This is a genomic window from Jiangella alba, assembly GCF_900106035.1.
GTDB classification, from domain to species: Bacteria; Actinomycetota; Actinomycetes; order Jiangellales; family Jiangellaceae; genus Jiangella; species Jiangella alba.
In genome coordinates this window covers 3,011,922-3,027,330 of sequence record NZ_FNUC01000003.1, presented here as the reverse complement: position 1 = coordinate 3,027,330, position 15,409 = coordinate 3,011,922, and the positions used below count along the sequence as shown (strand labels likewise).

Annotated in this window: 13 protein-coding genes; 4 read left to right on the top strand and 9 right to left on the bottom strand. The window is 73.1% G+C overall.

What is annotated here, in order from left to right; all coding sequences use genetic code 11:
* Positions 1–39: 39 nt before the first annotated feature.
* The 4 genes from BLV02_RS16320 to BLV02_RS16305 are packed head-to-tail and all read right to left on the bottom strand — an operon-like array spanning position 40 to position 4,647.
* Positions 40–1,440 carry an FAD-dependent oxidoreductase gene (locus tag BLV02_RS16320; RefSeq protein WP_069111655.1) on the bottom strand — a complete coding sequence of 467 codons (1,401 nt, stop codon included), beginning with the start codon at positions 1,438–1,440 and terminating at the stop codon, positions 40–42.
* Between the two features lie 20 nt (positions 1,441–1,460).
* Entirely contained in the window at positions 1,461–2,318 is an 858-nt protein-coding gene (locus tag BLV02_RS16315) for a carbohydrate ABC transporter permease (RefSeq protein ID WP_083288670.1), read from the bottom strand.
* Positions 2,315–3,256, bottom strand: a complete 942-nt coding sequence (locus BLV02_RS16310; RefSeq protein ID WP_171906747.1) for a carbohydrate ABC transporter permease — start codon at positions 3,254–3,256, stop codon at positions 2,315–2,317. Before BLV02_RS16310 ends, BLV02_RS16315 begins: the two co-directional genes overlap by 4 nt.
* Before the next feature lie 32 nt (positions 3,257–3,288).
* Positions 3,289–4,647 (bottom strand): ABC transporter substrate-binding protein, encoded by a 1,359-nt coding sequence (locus BLV02_RS16305; RefSeq protein ID WP_069111657.1) that lies wholly within the window; start codon positions 4,645–4,647, stop codon positions 3,289–3,291.
* A gap of 319 nt (positions 4,648–4,966) precedes the next feature.
* Here BLV02_RS16305 and BLV02_RS16300 point away from each other — a divergent pair, with 319 nt between their 5' ends.
* From BLV02_RS16300 to BLV02_RS16285, 4 genes are all read left to right on the top strand, one after another.
* Positions 4,967–5,857, top strand: coding sequence for a dihydrodipicolinate synthase family protein (locus BLV02_RS16300; protein ID WP_069111658.1), 891 nt, complete (start codon positions 4,967–4,969; stop codon positions 5,855–5,857).
* A 103-nt stretch (positions 5,858–5,960) separates the two neighbouring features.
* Positions 5,961–6,962 (top strand): substrate-binding domain-containing protein, encoded by a 1,002-nt coding sequence (locus tag BLV02_RS16295; RefSeq protein WP_171906748.1) that lies wholly within the window; start codon positions 5,961–5,963, stop codon positions 6,960–6,962.
* A 107-nt stretch (positions 6,963–7,069) separates the two neighbouring features.
* Entirely contained in the window at positions 7,070–7,969 is a 900-nt protein-coding gene (locus BLV02_RS16290) for a dihydroxyacetone kinase subunit DhaK (RefSeq protein ID WP_245737731.1), read from the top strand.
* On the top strand, positions 7,969–8,571 hold the full coding sequence (locus tag BLV02_RS16285; RefSeq protein ID WP_069111661.1) for a DAK2 domain-containing protein: 603 nt from the start codon (positions 7,969–7,971) through the stop codon (positions 8,569–8,571). Before BLV02_RS16290 ends, BLV02_RS16285 begins: the two co-directional genes overlap by 1 nt.
* Positions 8,572–8,582: 11 nt before the next feature.
* Here the strand turns inward: BLV02_RS16285 and BLV02_RS16280 are convergent, their stop codons facing one another.
* The 5 genes from BLV02_RS16280 to BLV02_RS16260 are packed head-to-tail and all read right to left on the bottom strand — an operon-like array spanning position 8,583 to position 15,392.
* The gene (locus BLV02_RS16280) at positions 8,583–11,390 is read right to left on the bottom strand and encodes an FAD-binding and (Fe-S)-binding domain-containing protein (RefSeq protein ID WP_069111662.1); all 2,808 of its coding nucleotides are present in this window, start codon (positions 11,388–11,390) and stop codon (positions 8,583–8,585) included.
* Positions 11,387–12,193 carry a DeoR/GlpR family DNA-binding transcription regulator gene (locus tag BLV02_RS16275; protein ID WP_069111663.1) on the bottom strand — a complete coding sequence of 269 codons (807 nt, stop codon included), beginning with the start codon at positions 12,191–12,193 and terminating at the stop codon, positions 11,387–11,389. The genes BLV02_RS16280 and BLV02_RS16275 overlap by 4 nt, the downstream gene beginning before the upstream one ends.
* A complete protein-coding gene (locus BLV02_RS16270; RefSeq protein ID WP_069111664.1) occupies positions 12,186–13,010 on the bottom strand; it encodes a shikimate dehydrogenase family protein in 825 nt (274 codons plus the stop codon). Before BLV02_RS16270 ends, BLV02_RS16275 begins: the two co-directional genes overlap by 8 nt.
* Positions 13,007–14,050, bottom strand: coding sequence for a zinc-dependent alcohol dehydrogenase (locus BLV02_RS16265; RefSeq protein ID WP_069111665.1), 1,044 nt, complete (start codon positions 14,048–14,050; stop codon positions 13,007–13,009). Before BLV02_RS16265 ends, BLV02_RS16270 begins: the two co-directional genes overlap by 4 nt.
* 46 nt (positions 14,051–14,096) lie before the next feature.
* Entirely contained in the window at positions 14,097–15,392 is a 1,296-nt protein-coding gene (locus BLV02_RS16260) for an ABC transporter substrate-binding protein (RefSeq protein ID WP_083288671.1), read from the bottom strand.
* Positions 15,393–15,409 lie beyond the last annotated feature (17 nt).

Sequence of the window (15,409 nt, the reverse complement as noted above, 5' to 3'; positions counted from 1 at the left end):
TGAGGGGCGCTTCGGTCTGTCCGGGGCGCCGACGGCTCGCTACGGCTGTCCTTGCCGAGTCCGGCGCACCTGGACGGCGACGCCGTCGCGCGCGCCGAGCACTCCACGGCGCCGCAACTGGTCCTGGAGGCGTGCGACGTCGAGCGACCCGACCGCGACGGCGTCTCGGGCGGTCATCGCGGCCGCGACACCGGCCGCCTCACCCGTCGCGAAGCAGGTGGCGGTGATGCGCACCGAGCCGTTGCCCTCGTGGGTCGACGACACGCAGCGTCCGGCCACCAGCACGTTGTCGAGGTCGCGCGGGACGAGGCAGCCGAACGGGATGTCGTACGACGAGGCGATCGTGTCGGCGTGCTCCAGCCCGGGCGAGCTCGCGTCGTGGATGTCGATCGGGAAGGCGCCGGTGCCCACGCTGTCGGCACGGCGACGGCCGGAGACGACATCGTCGCGGGTCAGAGTCGCCAGGCCGACGACGCGGCGGGACTCGCGCACTCCGACCCGGTCGGCGACCGCGGCGAGGTAGGCGTCGCGGCCTCCTGGCACCAGCTGCCGGAACCAGCGCACGGTCTCCAGGACCTGTTTCGACAGGCGCAGGTACGCCGCTCCGCCGTCGAGCCCGGTACCGGGCCACGGCACCCGCGTGACGTTGAGGACGGCTTCGCCGCGACGCGGCCAGCCGGCCAGGTGCAACTCGGTGCGGCGCAGCTCCAGCAGGCCCTGCCGGTGCCCGGCGTCGAGCAGCGTCCCGAACCCCCACAGGTTGACGCATTCGTCGTCCGCCGTCCCGACGGCGTTTCCGGGACGCAGGTCGTCAGGGTGGTCCGCGGCGTAGGCGAGCAGTGCCGCGAAGTCGACACCGCCGAGCTTGAGCAGCAGCGACGCCGGCTGCCGGTGCGCCACGTCGTCGTGCACGGCCGCTCCGGCCAGGGCGGCGAGCACTGCGTCGCCGGTGGTGTCGACGTACACCCGTGCGGTGACCCGCCGCCGCCCGTCCGGCGTCTCGACGTCGATCCAGCCGACCCGGCGCTCGTCGGTGCCGGCGGCGACCACGGGGCACGAGAGCAGCACGCGCACGCCGGCGTCGGCCAGCAGCGTCGCCTCGGCCATGGCCAGCTCGGCGTGGTTCACCGGGGTGCGGGTGGCGGTGTAGCCGACATCGTCGGGGATGTGGCCCGGGGTGCCGCCGTACTGGCGCAGGCGGTCGACGATGCGCTGGCCGACGCCACCGACCACCTGGTTGCCGTGGACGTCGTGGAAGCCGGCGCTGTGCTCGAGCAGTTGCCAGGCCAGCGTGCCTCCCACCTGCCCGCCGGCCTCGACCAGGACGGTGCGCGCACCGGACTCCGCGGCGGCGATGGCGGCCGCGACACCGGCCGAGCCGGCGCCGGCCACGACGACATCGGCATCGAGGGTGCCGGGCGCACTGGCGGTGTCGGTCATGCGGTGGTCCTTTCCGGTCGTCATCCCTTCACGCTCCCCGACGTGATGCCCTTCTCGAACAGCCGCTGCAGCAGCGAGAAGATCACCACGATGGGCAGTGTGACCAGGGTGCCGAGCGCCATGATGGCGCCCCAGCGGATGTCGAACGAGGTCACGTAGCCGGCGATGGCCACCGGAACGGTCATGGTGTCGCCCTGGGTGAGCACGCTGGCGAACAGGTACTCGTCCCACGACAGGATGAACACGAACAGCGCCGTGGTCGCCAGGCCGGTCCGGAGCAGCGGCACCGTGACCAGTGCGAACGCGCGCAGCTGTCCGCATCCGTCGACCAACGCGGCCTCCTCCAGCTCGCGCGGCACCGACTCGACGAACGACTTCATCAGCCAGATCGCCAGTGGCAGCGTCGTGGCGAGGTGCGCGACGACGAGGCCGCTGAGGTTGCCGACCAGTCCCAGCGCTGACAGCAGCAGGTACACCGGCACCAGCAGCAGGATGGCGGGGAACAGGTACGCGACGACGAGGCTGCCCAGCAGCGTCCGGCGGCCGGGGAAGTCGAACCGGGTCAGCGCGTACGCGGCCAGCGTGCCGACGGTGACCGCGATCAGCGTGGTCGCGACCGAGACGGTGAAGCTGTTGGCGAACCAGCGCAGCACGTCGCTGCCGGCGAAGACCTCGTCGTACCACTGGCCGGTCCAGCCGCGCGGCAGCACCTGCGGCGGGTTCTGGAACAGCTGCTCGGGCGGGCGGAACGAGCTCAGCACCATCCAGACGATCGGCCCGCAGGCGAACAGCACGATCAGGGCGAGCGCGACGACCCGCCAGACCCGGCCCGCGGTCGTCGTCAGGGTGCTGCCGGTGGTGGTGGTGGCGGCGCTCATGCGGCCCTCCGAACCTTGCGGGCGACCACGACGACCGCGGCCAGCGCGAACAGCGTCAGGCCGGTGACCGTGGCGATCGCGGCCGCGTAGCCGAGCCGGAACTCGCCCATCACGATCTTGTAGATGTAGGTGGGGATGATGTCGCTGGAGTTGACCGGCCCGCCGCGGGTGGTGAGCCAGATCAGCTCGAAGTACATGAGCGTCCAGATGCCGCGCAAGGCGACCAGCGCGATCACCGCGCCGCGCAGGTTCGGCAGCGTGATGCTCCAGAACTCGCGCAGCGGCCCGGCGCCGTCGACCTTCGCCGCCTCGTACTGCTGCTGGTCGATGCCCTGCAACGCGGCCCAGAAGACCAGCATCGCGAACGGGAAGCCGCGCCAGACGTTGATGACGATGACGGTCCACAACGACGCCGACTCCATGCCCAGCGGGCTGGTGCCGTCGGGCACGACGCCGAGGCTCTGCAGGCCGGAGCCGAGGATGCCGTAGCTGCCGTCGAGCATCCACGTCCAGATCAACGCGCTGGCGATGACCGGCACGACGTAGGGGAGCAGGAGCAGCTGGCGGACCCAGCGCATGCCCTTCCACGGCTGGTCGATCAGCAGCGCCGCCAGCAGGCCCAGGCCCAGCTGGCCGGCGAGGCAGGCGACCGTCCAGAGCAGGGTGCGCCCGACGGTGCTGCGCAGCGTCTCGTCGCCGGCCAGCTCGCGCAGGTTGGCCAGCCCGACGTACTCGGTGCGGCCGGTGAGCAGGTCGACGGAGAAGAACGTCGTGCGGATGTTCTCGAAGATCGGGTAGGCGAGCGCGGCGAGGAAGAGCAGCGTGGCCGGCAGCGCGAACATGATGCCGAGCCGTCGTTCCCGGGCCCGGATCGAGCCGCGCCGCCGCTGCCTCTGGGGCACGGCGCGCGCCGGCGGTGCCGTCGACGTCGTCGTCATGGGCGTCTCCTCGTGGCGGAGGTCGGGTCGGGTCATTGCCGGCGGACGAGCCGGCGCAGGTCGGCGTCGATCGCGTCGACGGCCTCGGCCGCGGTCATGCGCCCGGCGGCCGCCGACTGCAGGTGGTCGCCGATGAACGTGGTCGCCTCGATCTGCCCGGCCAGCGGGTTGAGCCCGGCCTCCATGCCGTAGCGGTACCAGCGCGGCAGCTCGACCTCGCGGATCGTCTCGATCTCGGCGGCGAACCGCTGCACCATCGGGTCCGACGTGTAGACCGGCGACTCCGCCGCGCTGCGGGTGGCGGGCAGCGCGAAGACCGGCCTGGTGTTGGTGCGTTCGGCGACGAGGTCTGGCTGCAGGAGGCAGCCGACGACCTCCTTCGCCGCGGCCTCGCGGCGGGGGTTGCTTGCGCCGACCATGTAGTAGTAGCCGCCGCCGAGGATGCCGCCCGGCTCGGCGCCGGACACCGGCGGCGGCAGCGGGAACGAGCTGATGTGGTCGAGCAGGTCCGGGTTCTGTTCGGCGGCCATGCCGACCACGGCGCCGAAGTCCATGACCATGGCGAGGTCGCCGCCGGCGAACGCGGTGCGGAACTCGTTCCAGCTCCAGGTCCGCGCCTCCGGCGGCGAGGCCGCCGCGTAGAGGTCGAGCATGTACTGGGTCGCCTCGACCGCCGCGTCGCGGTCGCGGTCGAAGGCGTACTCACCGGTCTGAGGGTCGAACGTGTACACGCCGTTGGCGTAGAGGAACTGGTAGTACGTCTGCGGCGCCACCAGCGCGGCGCCCAGTGGCACGGCGAACCCGCGGGTCTCGCCGTCGACGCGGTCGACCGCCCGGGCCACCTCGAGCAGCTCCGGCCAGGACGTCGGGACCTCGACGCCGGCGGCCTCGAACAGGTCCGTGCGGTACCAGACCTCCTGGTGCAGCGCCCAGTCGGGCACGGCCCAGACCTGGTCGTCCTTGCTGGCGGCGTGCAGGAAGGACGGGATGAAATCGTCGCGGCCGTGGTCGTCGATGACGTCGTCGACCGGGGTCAGGTAGCCGCCGGCCTCGCCGAACGAGACGGCCCCCTCGATGGTGTTCATGATGTCCGGTCCCTGGCCGCCGCGGAATGCGGTGACCATGCGGGCGTACATGCTGTCGAAGGGCACCGCCTCGAACTCGATGCTCACGTCGTCGAGACCGGCCACGCACGACCGGGCCTGCTCCTCGATGACGCCGGCCTGCGCGTCGACGGTGAGGTTGGTCCAGAACCGCAGCTCGATCGGCCCGCTCTCCGACGTCGGGTTGTTGTTGCCGACCTGTGGGCTCGGCGGGCTGCAAGCGGCCGCGATCAGGACCGCGGTGCCGCCGAGCGCCAGCGCACAGGCGGACCGCGCCAGTCTGCTCATGGTGTGGCTCCGATGCTCGGGTGAACGGTGGGGGCGGCGACGTGCGGCCCGCCCGAATCCAGGTCTCCGTCTCGTAAACGGCAGATGTCACCGGTGACACGACTTTGGGCCCGAGTCGGCGATCTGTCAAGGCCCACTGGTGGGAGCGGTCCGGGCGGTCGAGGATGCTCCGACGGTCGATCTCAGCGTGAAAAGGCAGGTCAGCGCCGATGTGTAGGGCTCGGCATTGACAAGGGCCGTGATTCCTGGCGACCATGGCAGCGATGTCACCGGTGACATCCACCGTTCCGAACCATGCTCGACGAGAGGACCCGCCTCCATGTCGTTGAATCTCCACGGCGTCATCCCGCCGCTGGTCACGCCGTTCGACAGCGACGAGAACGTCGACGTCGACCTGCTGCGCGCCGAGGTGCGCCACCACCTCGACGTCGGTGTGCCGGGCCTGTGCGTCACGGGCAGCACGGGTGACGGCCAGATGCTGTCGGCCGAGGCGTCCGTGGCGGTCGCCCGGGCCACCGTCGAGGAGACGGCCGGGGCGGTGCCCGTCATCGCCGGCATCATCCGCGACTCCACCGCCGAGGTCATCCGCTACGGGCTCGCGCTCAAGGAGACCGGCGTCGACGCGCTGCAGGTCACACCGGTCCACTACCTCTTCCAGCCCGACGAGGCGACCACCGTCGACTACTACCGGCGCATCGCCGACGCCACCGGGCTGCCGATCGTCGTCTACAACGTCATCCCGTACGCGCTCATCCCGGCGACGACCGTCCTGCGGGTGCTGAACGAGATTCCGTCCGTCGTCGCCGTCAAGCAGTCCGGCGGCAACATCCACCAGCTCGCCGACCTCCTGCATGCCGAACCCGCGGGAGGCACCGTTCTGACCGCGGTCGACGACCTGCTCTACCCCGCGTACCTGCTCGGGGCGAAGGGCGCCATCAGCGCCACGTTGACGGTGGCACCCGAGTTGGCCGTGTCGCAGTGGGACGCGGTCCAGGCCGGCGACCACGAGACGGCGCTGGCGATCCACAACAAGCTGCTGCCGGTCTGGCGCTCCATCGACGGGCCCAACATGACCGTCCGCATCAAGGCCGCGCTGCGGCTGCAGGGCCGCGACGGCGGCCTCGGCGCGAGCCCGCTGACCCTCGTCAGCGACGCCGAGCGGGAAACCATCGCCACGGCCCTGACGGCAGCCGGGGTCGCGGTCGTCTGAGCGAGCCGGTCCGGTCCGGTGCGCCGGTACGATCCGGTGATCACCGGGCCGGACGGTCCCGCTCACGGCAGGTACTGGAGGTCCCATGGCCAGCATCCGGCAAGTGGCAGAGCACGCGGGCGTGTCCACCGCGACCGTCGCGCGGGTCCTGTCCGGGCGCATCACGGTGAGCCCCGAGCTGAGCGAGCGGGTCCGCCGAGCCGTCGACGAGCTCAACTACGTCCCCAACGACATCGCCCGCAGCCTGTCCCGCGGGCGGACGAACATGCTCGGCCTGCTGGTCTCCGACATCGGCAACCCGTTCGCCGCTCAGGTGGCGCGCGGGCTCGAGGACGAGGCCGCCCGGCACGACTACCAGGTGCTGGTCGGCAGCTCCGACTTCGAGTTGGAGCGTGAGACCCGGCTGCTGGACTCCTTCGCGGCCAAGACGGTCGACGCGGTCGCGCTGGTGTCCGCGCGGGGCTCGACGCCCGCGATGGCGCGGCTGGCCCGCACCGGGTTGCCGGTCGTCTACATCGACCGGCGGCCCGACGGCGACACCGCCGCGCCGCTGGTGCGCACAGACAACGAGACCGCGGCGCGGCAGGCGGTGGGCCACCTCATCGAGCTGGGTCACCGCGACCTCGCGATGATCTCCGGACCGTCCTGGCTGCCGACGGCGTCGGCCCGGCTGCGCGGGTTCCGGGCGGCGTGCGCCGAGCATGGTCTCACCGTGCGGGCCGAGTGCGTCCGCGAGGGGCACCTCGGCGTCGACGGCGGGCTCCGGGGCATGCGTGACCTGCTCGACCTCCCCGAGCGGCCGACCGCCGTGTTCTCCTTCAACAACCTCAGCGCCGTCGGCGCCCTGCAGGCCCTGCGTGAGCGGGGCGTCGTGGCGCCGCGTGACATCTCGCTCGTGACGTTCGACGACATGGACCTGTTCCCGTTCGTCGACCCGCCGATCACCGCCATCGCGCAGCCGGCCTACGAGATCGGCGTCGAGGCCGGTCGCTCGCTGCTGGCCATGCTGTCCGGCGCCGCCGTCGTGCCGCGCGAGGTCGTCCTCCCCACCGAGTTCCGGATCCGCTCGTCCTGCGCGGAGCCGCCGCACCGAGAGAAGGTCTGATCATCAAGAAGCTGCTGAACGACCCGGCCGACTTCGTCGACGAGGCCCTGGAAGGGCTGCTGCTGACGCACCCCGGACACTTCGCGGCCGACGAACGGAACCCGCGCGTGCTGGTCCGCAAGGGCGGCACGCCCGCCGGCCAGGTGGGCATCGTGACCGGCGGCGGGTCGGGTCATCTCCCGCTCTTCCTCGGCTACGTCGGACCCGGCCTGGCCAGTGCGGTCGCCGTCGGGAACGTGTTCTCGGCGCAGTCCTCCGATGCCGCGCTGGCCGCCATCCGGGCCGCCGACAGCGGTGCCGGCGTCCTCGTGCTGATCGGCAACTACACCGGCGACCGCCTGAACTTCGAGCTGGCCGCCGACCTCGCCGAGGCCGAGGGCCGCAAGGTGCGCATCGTCCGGGCCGGCGACGACGTCGCCTCGGCGCCGCCCGAGCGGGCCGGCGACCGCCGCGGCGTCGCCGGCATCGTCTTCGCCTACTCCTGCGCCGGCGCGGCCGCGGCCCGCGGCGACACGCTGGAGGACGTCGTCGCCGTCGCGGAACGGACCATCGCCGTCACCCGCACCATGGGCGTCGGACTGTCCGCCACCGTCCTGCCGACGACCGGCCGGCCGTCGTTCGAGATCGGCGCCGACGAGATGGAGATCGGCATCGGCATCCACGGCGAGCCGGGCCGCGTGCGGGGCCCGCTGCGCCCCGCCGACGACGTCGCCGACGACCTGCTGGACAGCGTGCTGGCCGAGCTCGGGCTGGGCCCGGGATCGCGGGTGGCGGTCCTGGTCAACGGGCTGGGCGCCACGTCGCCGGAGGAGTTGTACATTCTGGCTCGGCGCGTGCACCACCGCCTCGCCGCGCTGGACGTCGAGGTGCACCGGACACTGGTCGGCGAGTTCGCCACCAGCATGGAGATGGCCGGGGCCTCCATCAGCGTCCTAGCCCTGGACGACGAGCTCACCGCGCTGCTCGACGCCCCGGCCGACTCCCCGCTCGTCCCTCGAGGTCTGTGATGCGCGTCGACGCCGCCACCGCCTGGATCGCGGCCGCCTGCGACCGCACGGCCGATGCCAAGGACGAGCTCACCGAGCTGGACGCCGCTGCCGGCGACGGCGACCTCGGGGTGACGGTCGCGGCCGGCGCCACCGAGGTGGCCGCGGCGCTGCGGGCGCTCGGACCGGATGCCGCGGTGGCCGACGTGCTGCGTGCGGCCGGGGCCGCGTTCGCCCGCGGCAACCCGTCGTCGTTCGCCGCGCTGGTCGGCGGCGGGCTGGTGGCGGCCGCACGCGTGACCGCCGAGGCCGCCACGTTCGACCCGGCTACTGTGCGCGCGATCGTCACCACGGCCACCTCGACCATCGCCGAACGCGGCGGATCGGCGCCGGGCGACCGGACCGTGCTCGACGTCCTGGTCCCGCTGGGCGAGGCACTGACGGCGTCACCGCCGGCGTCGCTCGCCGAGCTCGTCAGCACCGCGAGCGCCGGCGTCGACGCCACGACCACGATGGTCCCGGCGCGCGGCCGGGCAGCCTGGGTCGGCGAGCGCGGCCTCGGCGTCCCCGACGGCGGCGCCACCGCCGTCCTGCGCTTCCTGCAGGCGCTCGAATCGAGCTGAACTCGCGCCGCTCAGGGACGCCGCCCTGGTTCGTGCAACAGCTGGGCGAGGTGGACGCCCTGCCGCCCGGTGAGGTGCTGGGCCTGGGTGCGGCAGGAGAACCCGTCGGCGAGCAGGACGGCGTCGGGGGCGGAGCGCAGGGCGGGCAGGAGGCCGTTCTCGGCGACCGCGACCGAGACGTCGTAGTGCCCGGCCTCCATGCCGAAGTTGCCGGCGAGGCCGCAGCAGCCGGAGATGGTGGTGACGGAGGCGCCGGCGCGGCGCAGCAGGCGGAGGTCGGCGTCGTAGCCGATGGTGGCGTGCTGGTGGCAGTGCGGCTGGGCGACGACGGCGCGGCCGGTGAGGTCCGGGGGTGTCCAGCCGTCGGTGCTGTCGAGCAGTTCGGCCAGCGTCCGGGTGGCCGCCTCGACGGAGTGCGAGCGGGGGTCGTCGCCGAGGAGTTCGGTGAGGTCGCCGCGCAGTACGGCGGTGCAGGAGGGTTCCAGGCCGACGATCGGGGTGCCGGCCGCGGCATGAGGGGCGAAGGCGTCGAGCAGACGGCGGAGTCTGGCCTTGGCCTGGTCGAGTTGGCCGGTGGTGATCCAGGTGAGCGCGCAGCAGACGTCCCCGGCTGAGACGGTGACGTCGTAGCCCGCGTCGGTGAGCAGGCTGATGGAGGCGTGGGCGGAGTCGGGGGTGAAGGCGTCGCTGAACGAGTCGACCCACAGCAGTACCGGCCCACGCGGCCCGGCCGTGGCCGGCCCGGGCCGGCGGCGCTGGCGGCGGAACGGACGGGTGAAGCGGGGGAGGTCGCGTCGTGGGTCCATGCCGCCGAGCCGGAGCACCGCGTGTCGCAGCGGCCGGATGCCCGCGACCGCGTTGACGAGGCGGGGCGCGAGGCCGGCGAGGCGGGTCCAGGTGGGAAGCCGCCCGAGCAGGTAGTGGGTGCGGGGCCGCAGGCGGCCTCGGTAGGTGCGGTACAGCACCTCGGACTTGTAGGTGGCCATGTCGATGCCGGTGGGGCAGTCCGACGCGCACGCCTTGCAGGACAGGCACAGATCGAGCGACTCGTGCACGTCCGCCGAGGCGAACCCGTTGACGAGTGCTCCGTTGCTGAGCTCTTGGAGCACGCGGGCCCGGCCGCGCGTGGAGTCCTTCTCGTCGCGGGTGGCGAGGTAGGACGGGCACATGAAGCCGCCCGCCGCGGACGTGTCGGCGCGGCACTTGCCGACGCCGACGCAGCGGTGCACGGCGGTGGTGAGGTCGCCGTCGTCGGCGGCGAACGCGAACCCACCGTCGGCGGGCAGCCGGTGGGCGGCGGGGCGGCGCAGGTCGGTGTCGACCGGCGCGGGCCGCACGAGGATGCCGGGGTTGAGCAGGTCGTGGGGGTCGAGGAGGCCCTTGAAGCGTCCGAACAGGTCGATGGCAGCGGGGGAGTACATGTGGGGGAGTAGTTCGCTTCGTGCGCGGCCGTCGCCGTGTTCGCCGGACAGTGAGCCGCCGTGCGACGCCACCAGGGTGGCGGCGTCGGTGAGGAACGGCCGCAACCGTTGTGGTGCGTCGGCGAGCGGGAGGTCGAGGCGGACGTGGACGCAGCCGTCGCCGAAGTGCCCGTACAGCAACCCGTCGATGTCGTGTTCGGTGAGCAGCGCGTCGAAGTCGCGCAGGTAGGCGCCGAGCCGTTCGGGTGGGACGGCGGCGTCCTCCCAGCCGGGCCACGCCTGCGCTCCGGCGGCGGTACGTCCGGCCAGTCCGGCGCCGTCCTCGCGGATCCGCCACAGCGCCGCCGCGGCCGGGCCGGCCTCGAGGACGGTGTGGTCGACGGCGTCGGCGTTGCCCACGAGCGCGGCCGCGGCTGCCATGGCGCCTGCCGTGGTGTCGCCGCCGACCTCGACCAGCAGCCAGCCGCCACCTGCCGGCAGCACGGGCACTCGCGCCGGTCCGTGGTGGCGGCGCACGACGTCGACCAGCCGGGCGTCGAGGCCCTCGACGGCCAGCGGCCGGTGGGCGAGTACGGCGGGGACGGCGTCGGCGGCGGCCGGCATGTCCGGGTAGCCGAGCACCACCAGGACCCGCGCGGGAGCGACCGGCACCAGCCGGACGCGGGCGCCGAGCAGCAGCCCGCAGGTCCCCTCGGTCCCGACCAGCGCTTTGGCCAGGTCGGCGCCGTGTTCGGGCAGCAGGTGCTGCAGGCCGTAGCCGGAAACCTGGCGGCCGAAGCGGCCCAGCTCGGTGCGCAGCACGGCGAGCCCCGACCCGACCAGCTCGGCGAGCCCGGGCACCGGGTCCAGGCCACGACCGGCGGTGAACCGCCGCCCGGTGCCGTCCAGCCAGTCCAACTCGAGGACGTTGTCGGCGGTGGTGCCGTAGGCGACGGCGTGCGGGCCGCAGGCGTTGTTGCCGATCATGCCGCCAAGCGTGCAGCGAGCGTGCGTGGACGGGTCCGGCCCGAACCGCAGCCCGTGCGGCGCGGCGGCGGCCTGCAACGACGCGAGGACCACCCCCGGCTGCACCAGCGCCGTCGACGACTCCGGATCGAGCTCCAGCACGCGGTTCAGGTGCCGGGAGAAGTCGACGACGACGCCCGGTCCCACGGCGTTTCCCGCCACCGACGTCCCGCCGCCGCGTGCGGTCAGCGGCACGCCGGCCGCGCGGGCGGCCTCCGCCGCCGCGACGACCTCGTCCACGTGACGGGGGAACACGACCACCTGCGGTACGACCCGGTAGTTGGACGCATCCGACGAGTACTCCGCCCGCCGCCGCGACGACGCGTCCACCCCACCCGGCACTACGCGTTTCAGCCGGTGGGTCAGTTCGCCGGCGTCGGCCGTCGCGGTCATGCCGGCCGCGATCGGTCCGTTCCGATGACCTCGACGGCCAGGCCGGCCGCGGCGAGCTCCTGCCGGGCCGCGGGGTCACCGCCGTCGTCGGTGATCAGCAGGTCGAGCTCGGGCAACGGGGCGACGATGGACAGGAGGTCGGCGCCGAACTTGCTGTGGTCGGCGAGCACGACGACCCGCCGGGCGGCTTTGATCATGGCCCGTTTGACGGCGCTCTCGTGTTGGTCGGAGGTGGTCAGCCCGCGGCGGACGGACAGCCCGGAGGCGCCGAGCACCGCGACGTCGACGCTGACCTCGCTCAGCGCGTGCAGCGCCCAGGACTCCGACGTCGAACGCGTGCGGCGGTTCACCCGCCCGCCGAGGTTGAGGATCTCGATGTGCGGCCGGTCCAGCAGGGTCTGGGTGATCGGGAGCGAGTTCGTCAGCACGGTCAGCCGGATGTCGGCCGGCAACGCCTCCGCGAGCCGGGCCGTCGTGGTCCCGGAGTCGAGGATCACCGTCCCCTCGTCCGGGATCACCGACAGCGCGGCGGCGCCGATCGCCCGCTTCTCCTCGGCCATGGACAACGAGCGTTCGGCGAGGTCGGGCACGAACTGCAGGCGGTCGACGAGGATCGCGCCGCCGTGCACGCGACGCAGCAGCTCGATGTCCTCCAGGTATTTCAGGTCGCGCCGGATGGTCTCATGGCTCACGCCCAGCTCGGCGGCGAGGCCGGCGCTGTCGACCCGTCCGTCGCGCCGGGCTCGGGCGTAGATCTCCTCCTGGCGCTCGGACGCGAAGAGCGATCCGTTGCGGTCACGCACGCGACTCTCCCTTCCCCAGTCCCAGGTACTCCACGACGAGGTCGATCTGGGACGTCAGCATGGGCAACCCCTCCTGGACCACGCATCCACGGCCGGCGGCGGCCCGCATGAGCGGCGTCTCCCGTGGCTCCATGATGATCTCCGCGACGACGGTCCGTGGCGCCAGCCGGTCCGGATCGACCGGCAACGGGTCGCTCTCGCGCATCCCCAGCGAGGTGGCGTTCACCACCAGGGTGTGGCCGGACGGGTCCGGCGGGCCGGCCGCGACGGCGACGCCCGGGTGGGCCGCGCCCAGCTGGGCGGCGAGGTCCTCGGCCTTGGCGGCCGTGCGGTTCGCGAGGGTGAGCGTGGCCACGCCGGCCTCGGCCAGCGCCCACGCGACGGCCCGGCCGGCGCCGCCGACGCCGACGACGAGCGCGTGTGCCCCGGCCACCGGGATCGCGTGGTCGGTGAGGCCGCGGACGAAGCCGCTGCCGTCGGTGTTCTCGCCGATCAGCCGGCCGTCCTCGGTGCGCTTGATCGCGTTCGCCGACCCGATGGCCGCGGCCGCCGGGGTGAGCTCGTCGCACAGCGCGGCGATGGCCGCCTTGTGCGGCATGGTGACGCCGATGCCGGCCAGGTTGCGCCAGCCGCGCAGGCCGTCGACGGTGGCGGCGAGGTCGGCCGGCGCGACGTCCGCGGAGACCGCGACGACGTCGATGCCGCGCTCGGCGAACGCGCGGTTGAACGTCTGCGGCGTGCGAACGTGGGTGCTCGGGTGCGACAGGTGGACGTAGACGCCGGTCCGCCCGGTGATCTCCGCGCCGGTGGCGGTCACGGCCGGCCGTCCTGGACTCGGACCTGCACCTTGATCTGGCCGGGGTCGCGGGCGGCCGCGAACGCCGCGGCGACCTCGTCCAGCGGGTAGGTCGAGGTCACCAGCTCGCGCAGGTCGTCGCGGGTGCCGGCCATGACGTCGACCGCGCGCCGCACGTCGTCGGCGACGTACAGCGCGGTGCCCTCGAGCCGCAGCTCGCGGTCCTGCACCAGCTGCAGCGGGATGCGGACCGGTCCCGTGGCCACGCCGACGGCGACCACGACGCCGGCCCGCTCGGCCAGCGTCACCGCCTGGTCGACGGAACTCTGGTTGCTGACGCAGTCGAGGATGACATCCGGACGTTCGCCGAGCCGGGCGACGATGCGGCCGGTGACGTCGTCGTCGCGCGGGTCGAAGGCGTCCGCGGCGCCCAGCCGGCGGGCGACGTCGCGCTTGCCCGGGACCGGGTCGGTGACCACGACCGCCGCGGCACCGGCCGCGAGCGCCGCCACCAGCGTCATCAGCCCGATGCTGCCGGCGCCCAGCACGGCGACCCGCGCACCCGTGACGTCACCGGCCATCCGGACCGCGTGCACGCCGGCCGTCAGCGGCTCGACCAGGGCGGCCTCGGCGTCGGAGAAGCCGTCCGGGACGGGGTGCAGCCGGGCCGCCGGGACGGTCACGAGCTCGGCCATGCCGCCGGGCGCCCGGCTGCCGATGACCCGGCGGGACCGGCACAAGTTGTACCGGCCCGCCCGGCACAGCAGGCACTCGCCGCAGGTGAGCAGCGGCTCGACGACGACGCGGTCGCCCGGCGCGACGCCGTCGACGCCCGGCCCGAGCACGTCGACGACGCCCACCATCTCGTGGCCGGGCTGGCAGGGCAGCGGCACGAACGGGTGGTGGCCGGAGAAGATGTGCAGGTCCGAGCCGCAGATGCCGACGGTGAGGGGGCGCAGGGTCACCTCGCCGGGGCCGGGCGCGGCCAGCTCCCGCTCGGTCACGGCCACCGTCTCCGCGGCGCTGATCACGGCGCCGCGGTACCGGCGTGCGTCGTCCACGTGTGTCCTTCCGATGCTCTGGTGTGCGGTGCGGGTGCCTCGGCGGTCATTCCTCCGTCTCGTACTCCTTGTCCATGTCGGCCAGCACGTCCTCCGGACCGACCTGGCCGGCCAGCAGCGCCTGCGAACCGGAGTAGAGCGCCTGCTGGATGCGGGCGTTCGGCCAGTTCTGGTCGAGGAAGGCTACGGTCTCGCCGGCGTCGAGGTACTCGGTGATCACGGAGAAGCTGTCGTCGGCGTCGAACGCGTCGTTGGAGATCGACGGCACGGCACCGCGCAGGGCCGAATTGTAGATGTTCATGATCTCCGGGCTCGCGAGGTAGTCGACGAACTCCAGCGCCCGGTCCTTGTTCTTCGCCTTCGCGTTCACCGCGGCACCGCCGGCGCTGGACGCGGCCAGCAGCGTGTCCGCCGGGTCGTCGGTGGCCGGCAGCGGGGCGAAGCTGAAGGTCGCCTCCGCGTTGGCGGCCTCGAGCGAGCTGAGCGTGTAGCCGATGGCGACGGTGGCCAGGGCGTCGCCGCGGGCCGCGATCTCGACGGCCTGGTCGGTGGACGTGCCGGTGGCGCCCTCGTTGAAGCATCCGGCGTCGTTCAGCTGCTGGTACTTGGTCATCGCATCCTGCCAGCCGGGGCTGTCGGTGAACGTCGTCTCACCGGCGGCGAGCAGTTCGTCGAAGTCCGGCTCCTGGCCGTACACCAGGGTCGGCACCAGCGAGTAGGGGATGTTCTGGGTGAAGTTGAGCGTCTGCGCGCCCATCGCGTAGGCGACCTTCCCGGCGGCCTGGGCATCGGCGCAGAACGCCAGCACCTCCGGCCACGTCGTCGGCGCCGTCAGCCCGGCGGCCTGCATCGCCTGGTCGTTGTACCAGCCGCCGAACGCGGTGACCGTCGGCGCCATCAGGTACGTCTTGTCCTCCACCTGCGTCAGCGGTTCCAGCCCGGCCGGGTACTGCCCGGCCCAGTCGTGGCCGGACAGGTCCTCCAGGTAGCCGCCGGGCGCGATCTGCTCGATCGACCCCGGGTTGCCGTTGCCGGGCCATACGAACAGCACGTCGGGCGCGGTGCCGGAGCTGAGCTGGGTGCGCAGCGTCGACTGCAACTGCTCGACGTCGGCGAAGGTGAAGTCGACGTCCACCTCGGGGAAGTCCTTCGCGTACTGCTCCATCACCGCTTCGAGACCGGCGCGCTCGGACCCCTTCCAGATCAGGGTGAGAGAGTCGCTCTCGCCGCCTCCGGCGGTGTCGGAGCCGGACTGCACCCCGCCGGAACAGGAGGTCAGGACGAGGGCTGAGCCGGCCAGGCCGCAGGCGGCGACGAGGGGGAGACGGCGGATCGTGCTCATGTGGACCCTTTCAGACG

Excerpts from the sequence above, each read along its gene's own strand:
- BLV02_RS16320 (WP_069111655.1), bottom strand. The coding sequence starts at position 1,440 with ATGACCGACACCGCCAGTGCGCCCGGCACCCTCGATGCCGATGTCGTC.
- BLV02_RS16315 (WP_083288670.1), bottom strand. The coding sequence starts at position 2,318 with ATGAGCGCCGCCACCACCACCACCGGCAGCACCCTGACGACGACCGCG.
- BLV02_RS16310 (WP_171906747.1), bottom strand. The coding sequence starts at position 3,256 with ATGACGACGACGTCGACGGCACCGCCGGCGCGCGCCGTGCCCCAGAGG.
- BLV02_RS16305 (WP_069111657.1), bottom strand. The coding sequence starts at position 4,647 with ATGAGCAGACTGGCGCGGTCCGCCTGTGCGCTGGCGCTCGGCGGCACC.
- BLV02_RS16300 (WP_069111658.1), top strand. The coding sequence starts at position 4,967 with ATGTCGTTGAATCTCCACGGCGTCATCCCGCCGCTGGTCACGCCGTTC.
- BLV02_RS16285 (WP_069111661.1), top strand. The coding sequence starts at position 7,969 with ATGCGCGTCGACGCCGCCACCGCCTGGATCGCGGCCGCCTGCGACCGC.
- BLV02_RS16280 (WP_069111662.1), bottom strand. The coding sequence starts at position 11,390 with ATGACCGCGACGGCCGACGCCGGCGAACTGACCCACCGGCTGAAACGC.
- BLV02_RS16260 (WP_083288671.1), bottom strand. The coding sequence starts at position 15,392 with ATGAGCACGATCCGCCGTCTCCCCCTCGTCGCCGCCTGCGGCCTGGCC.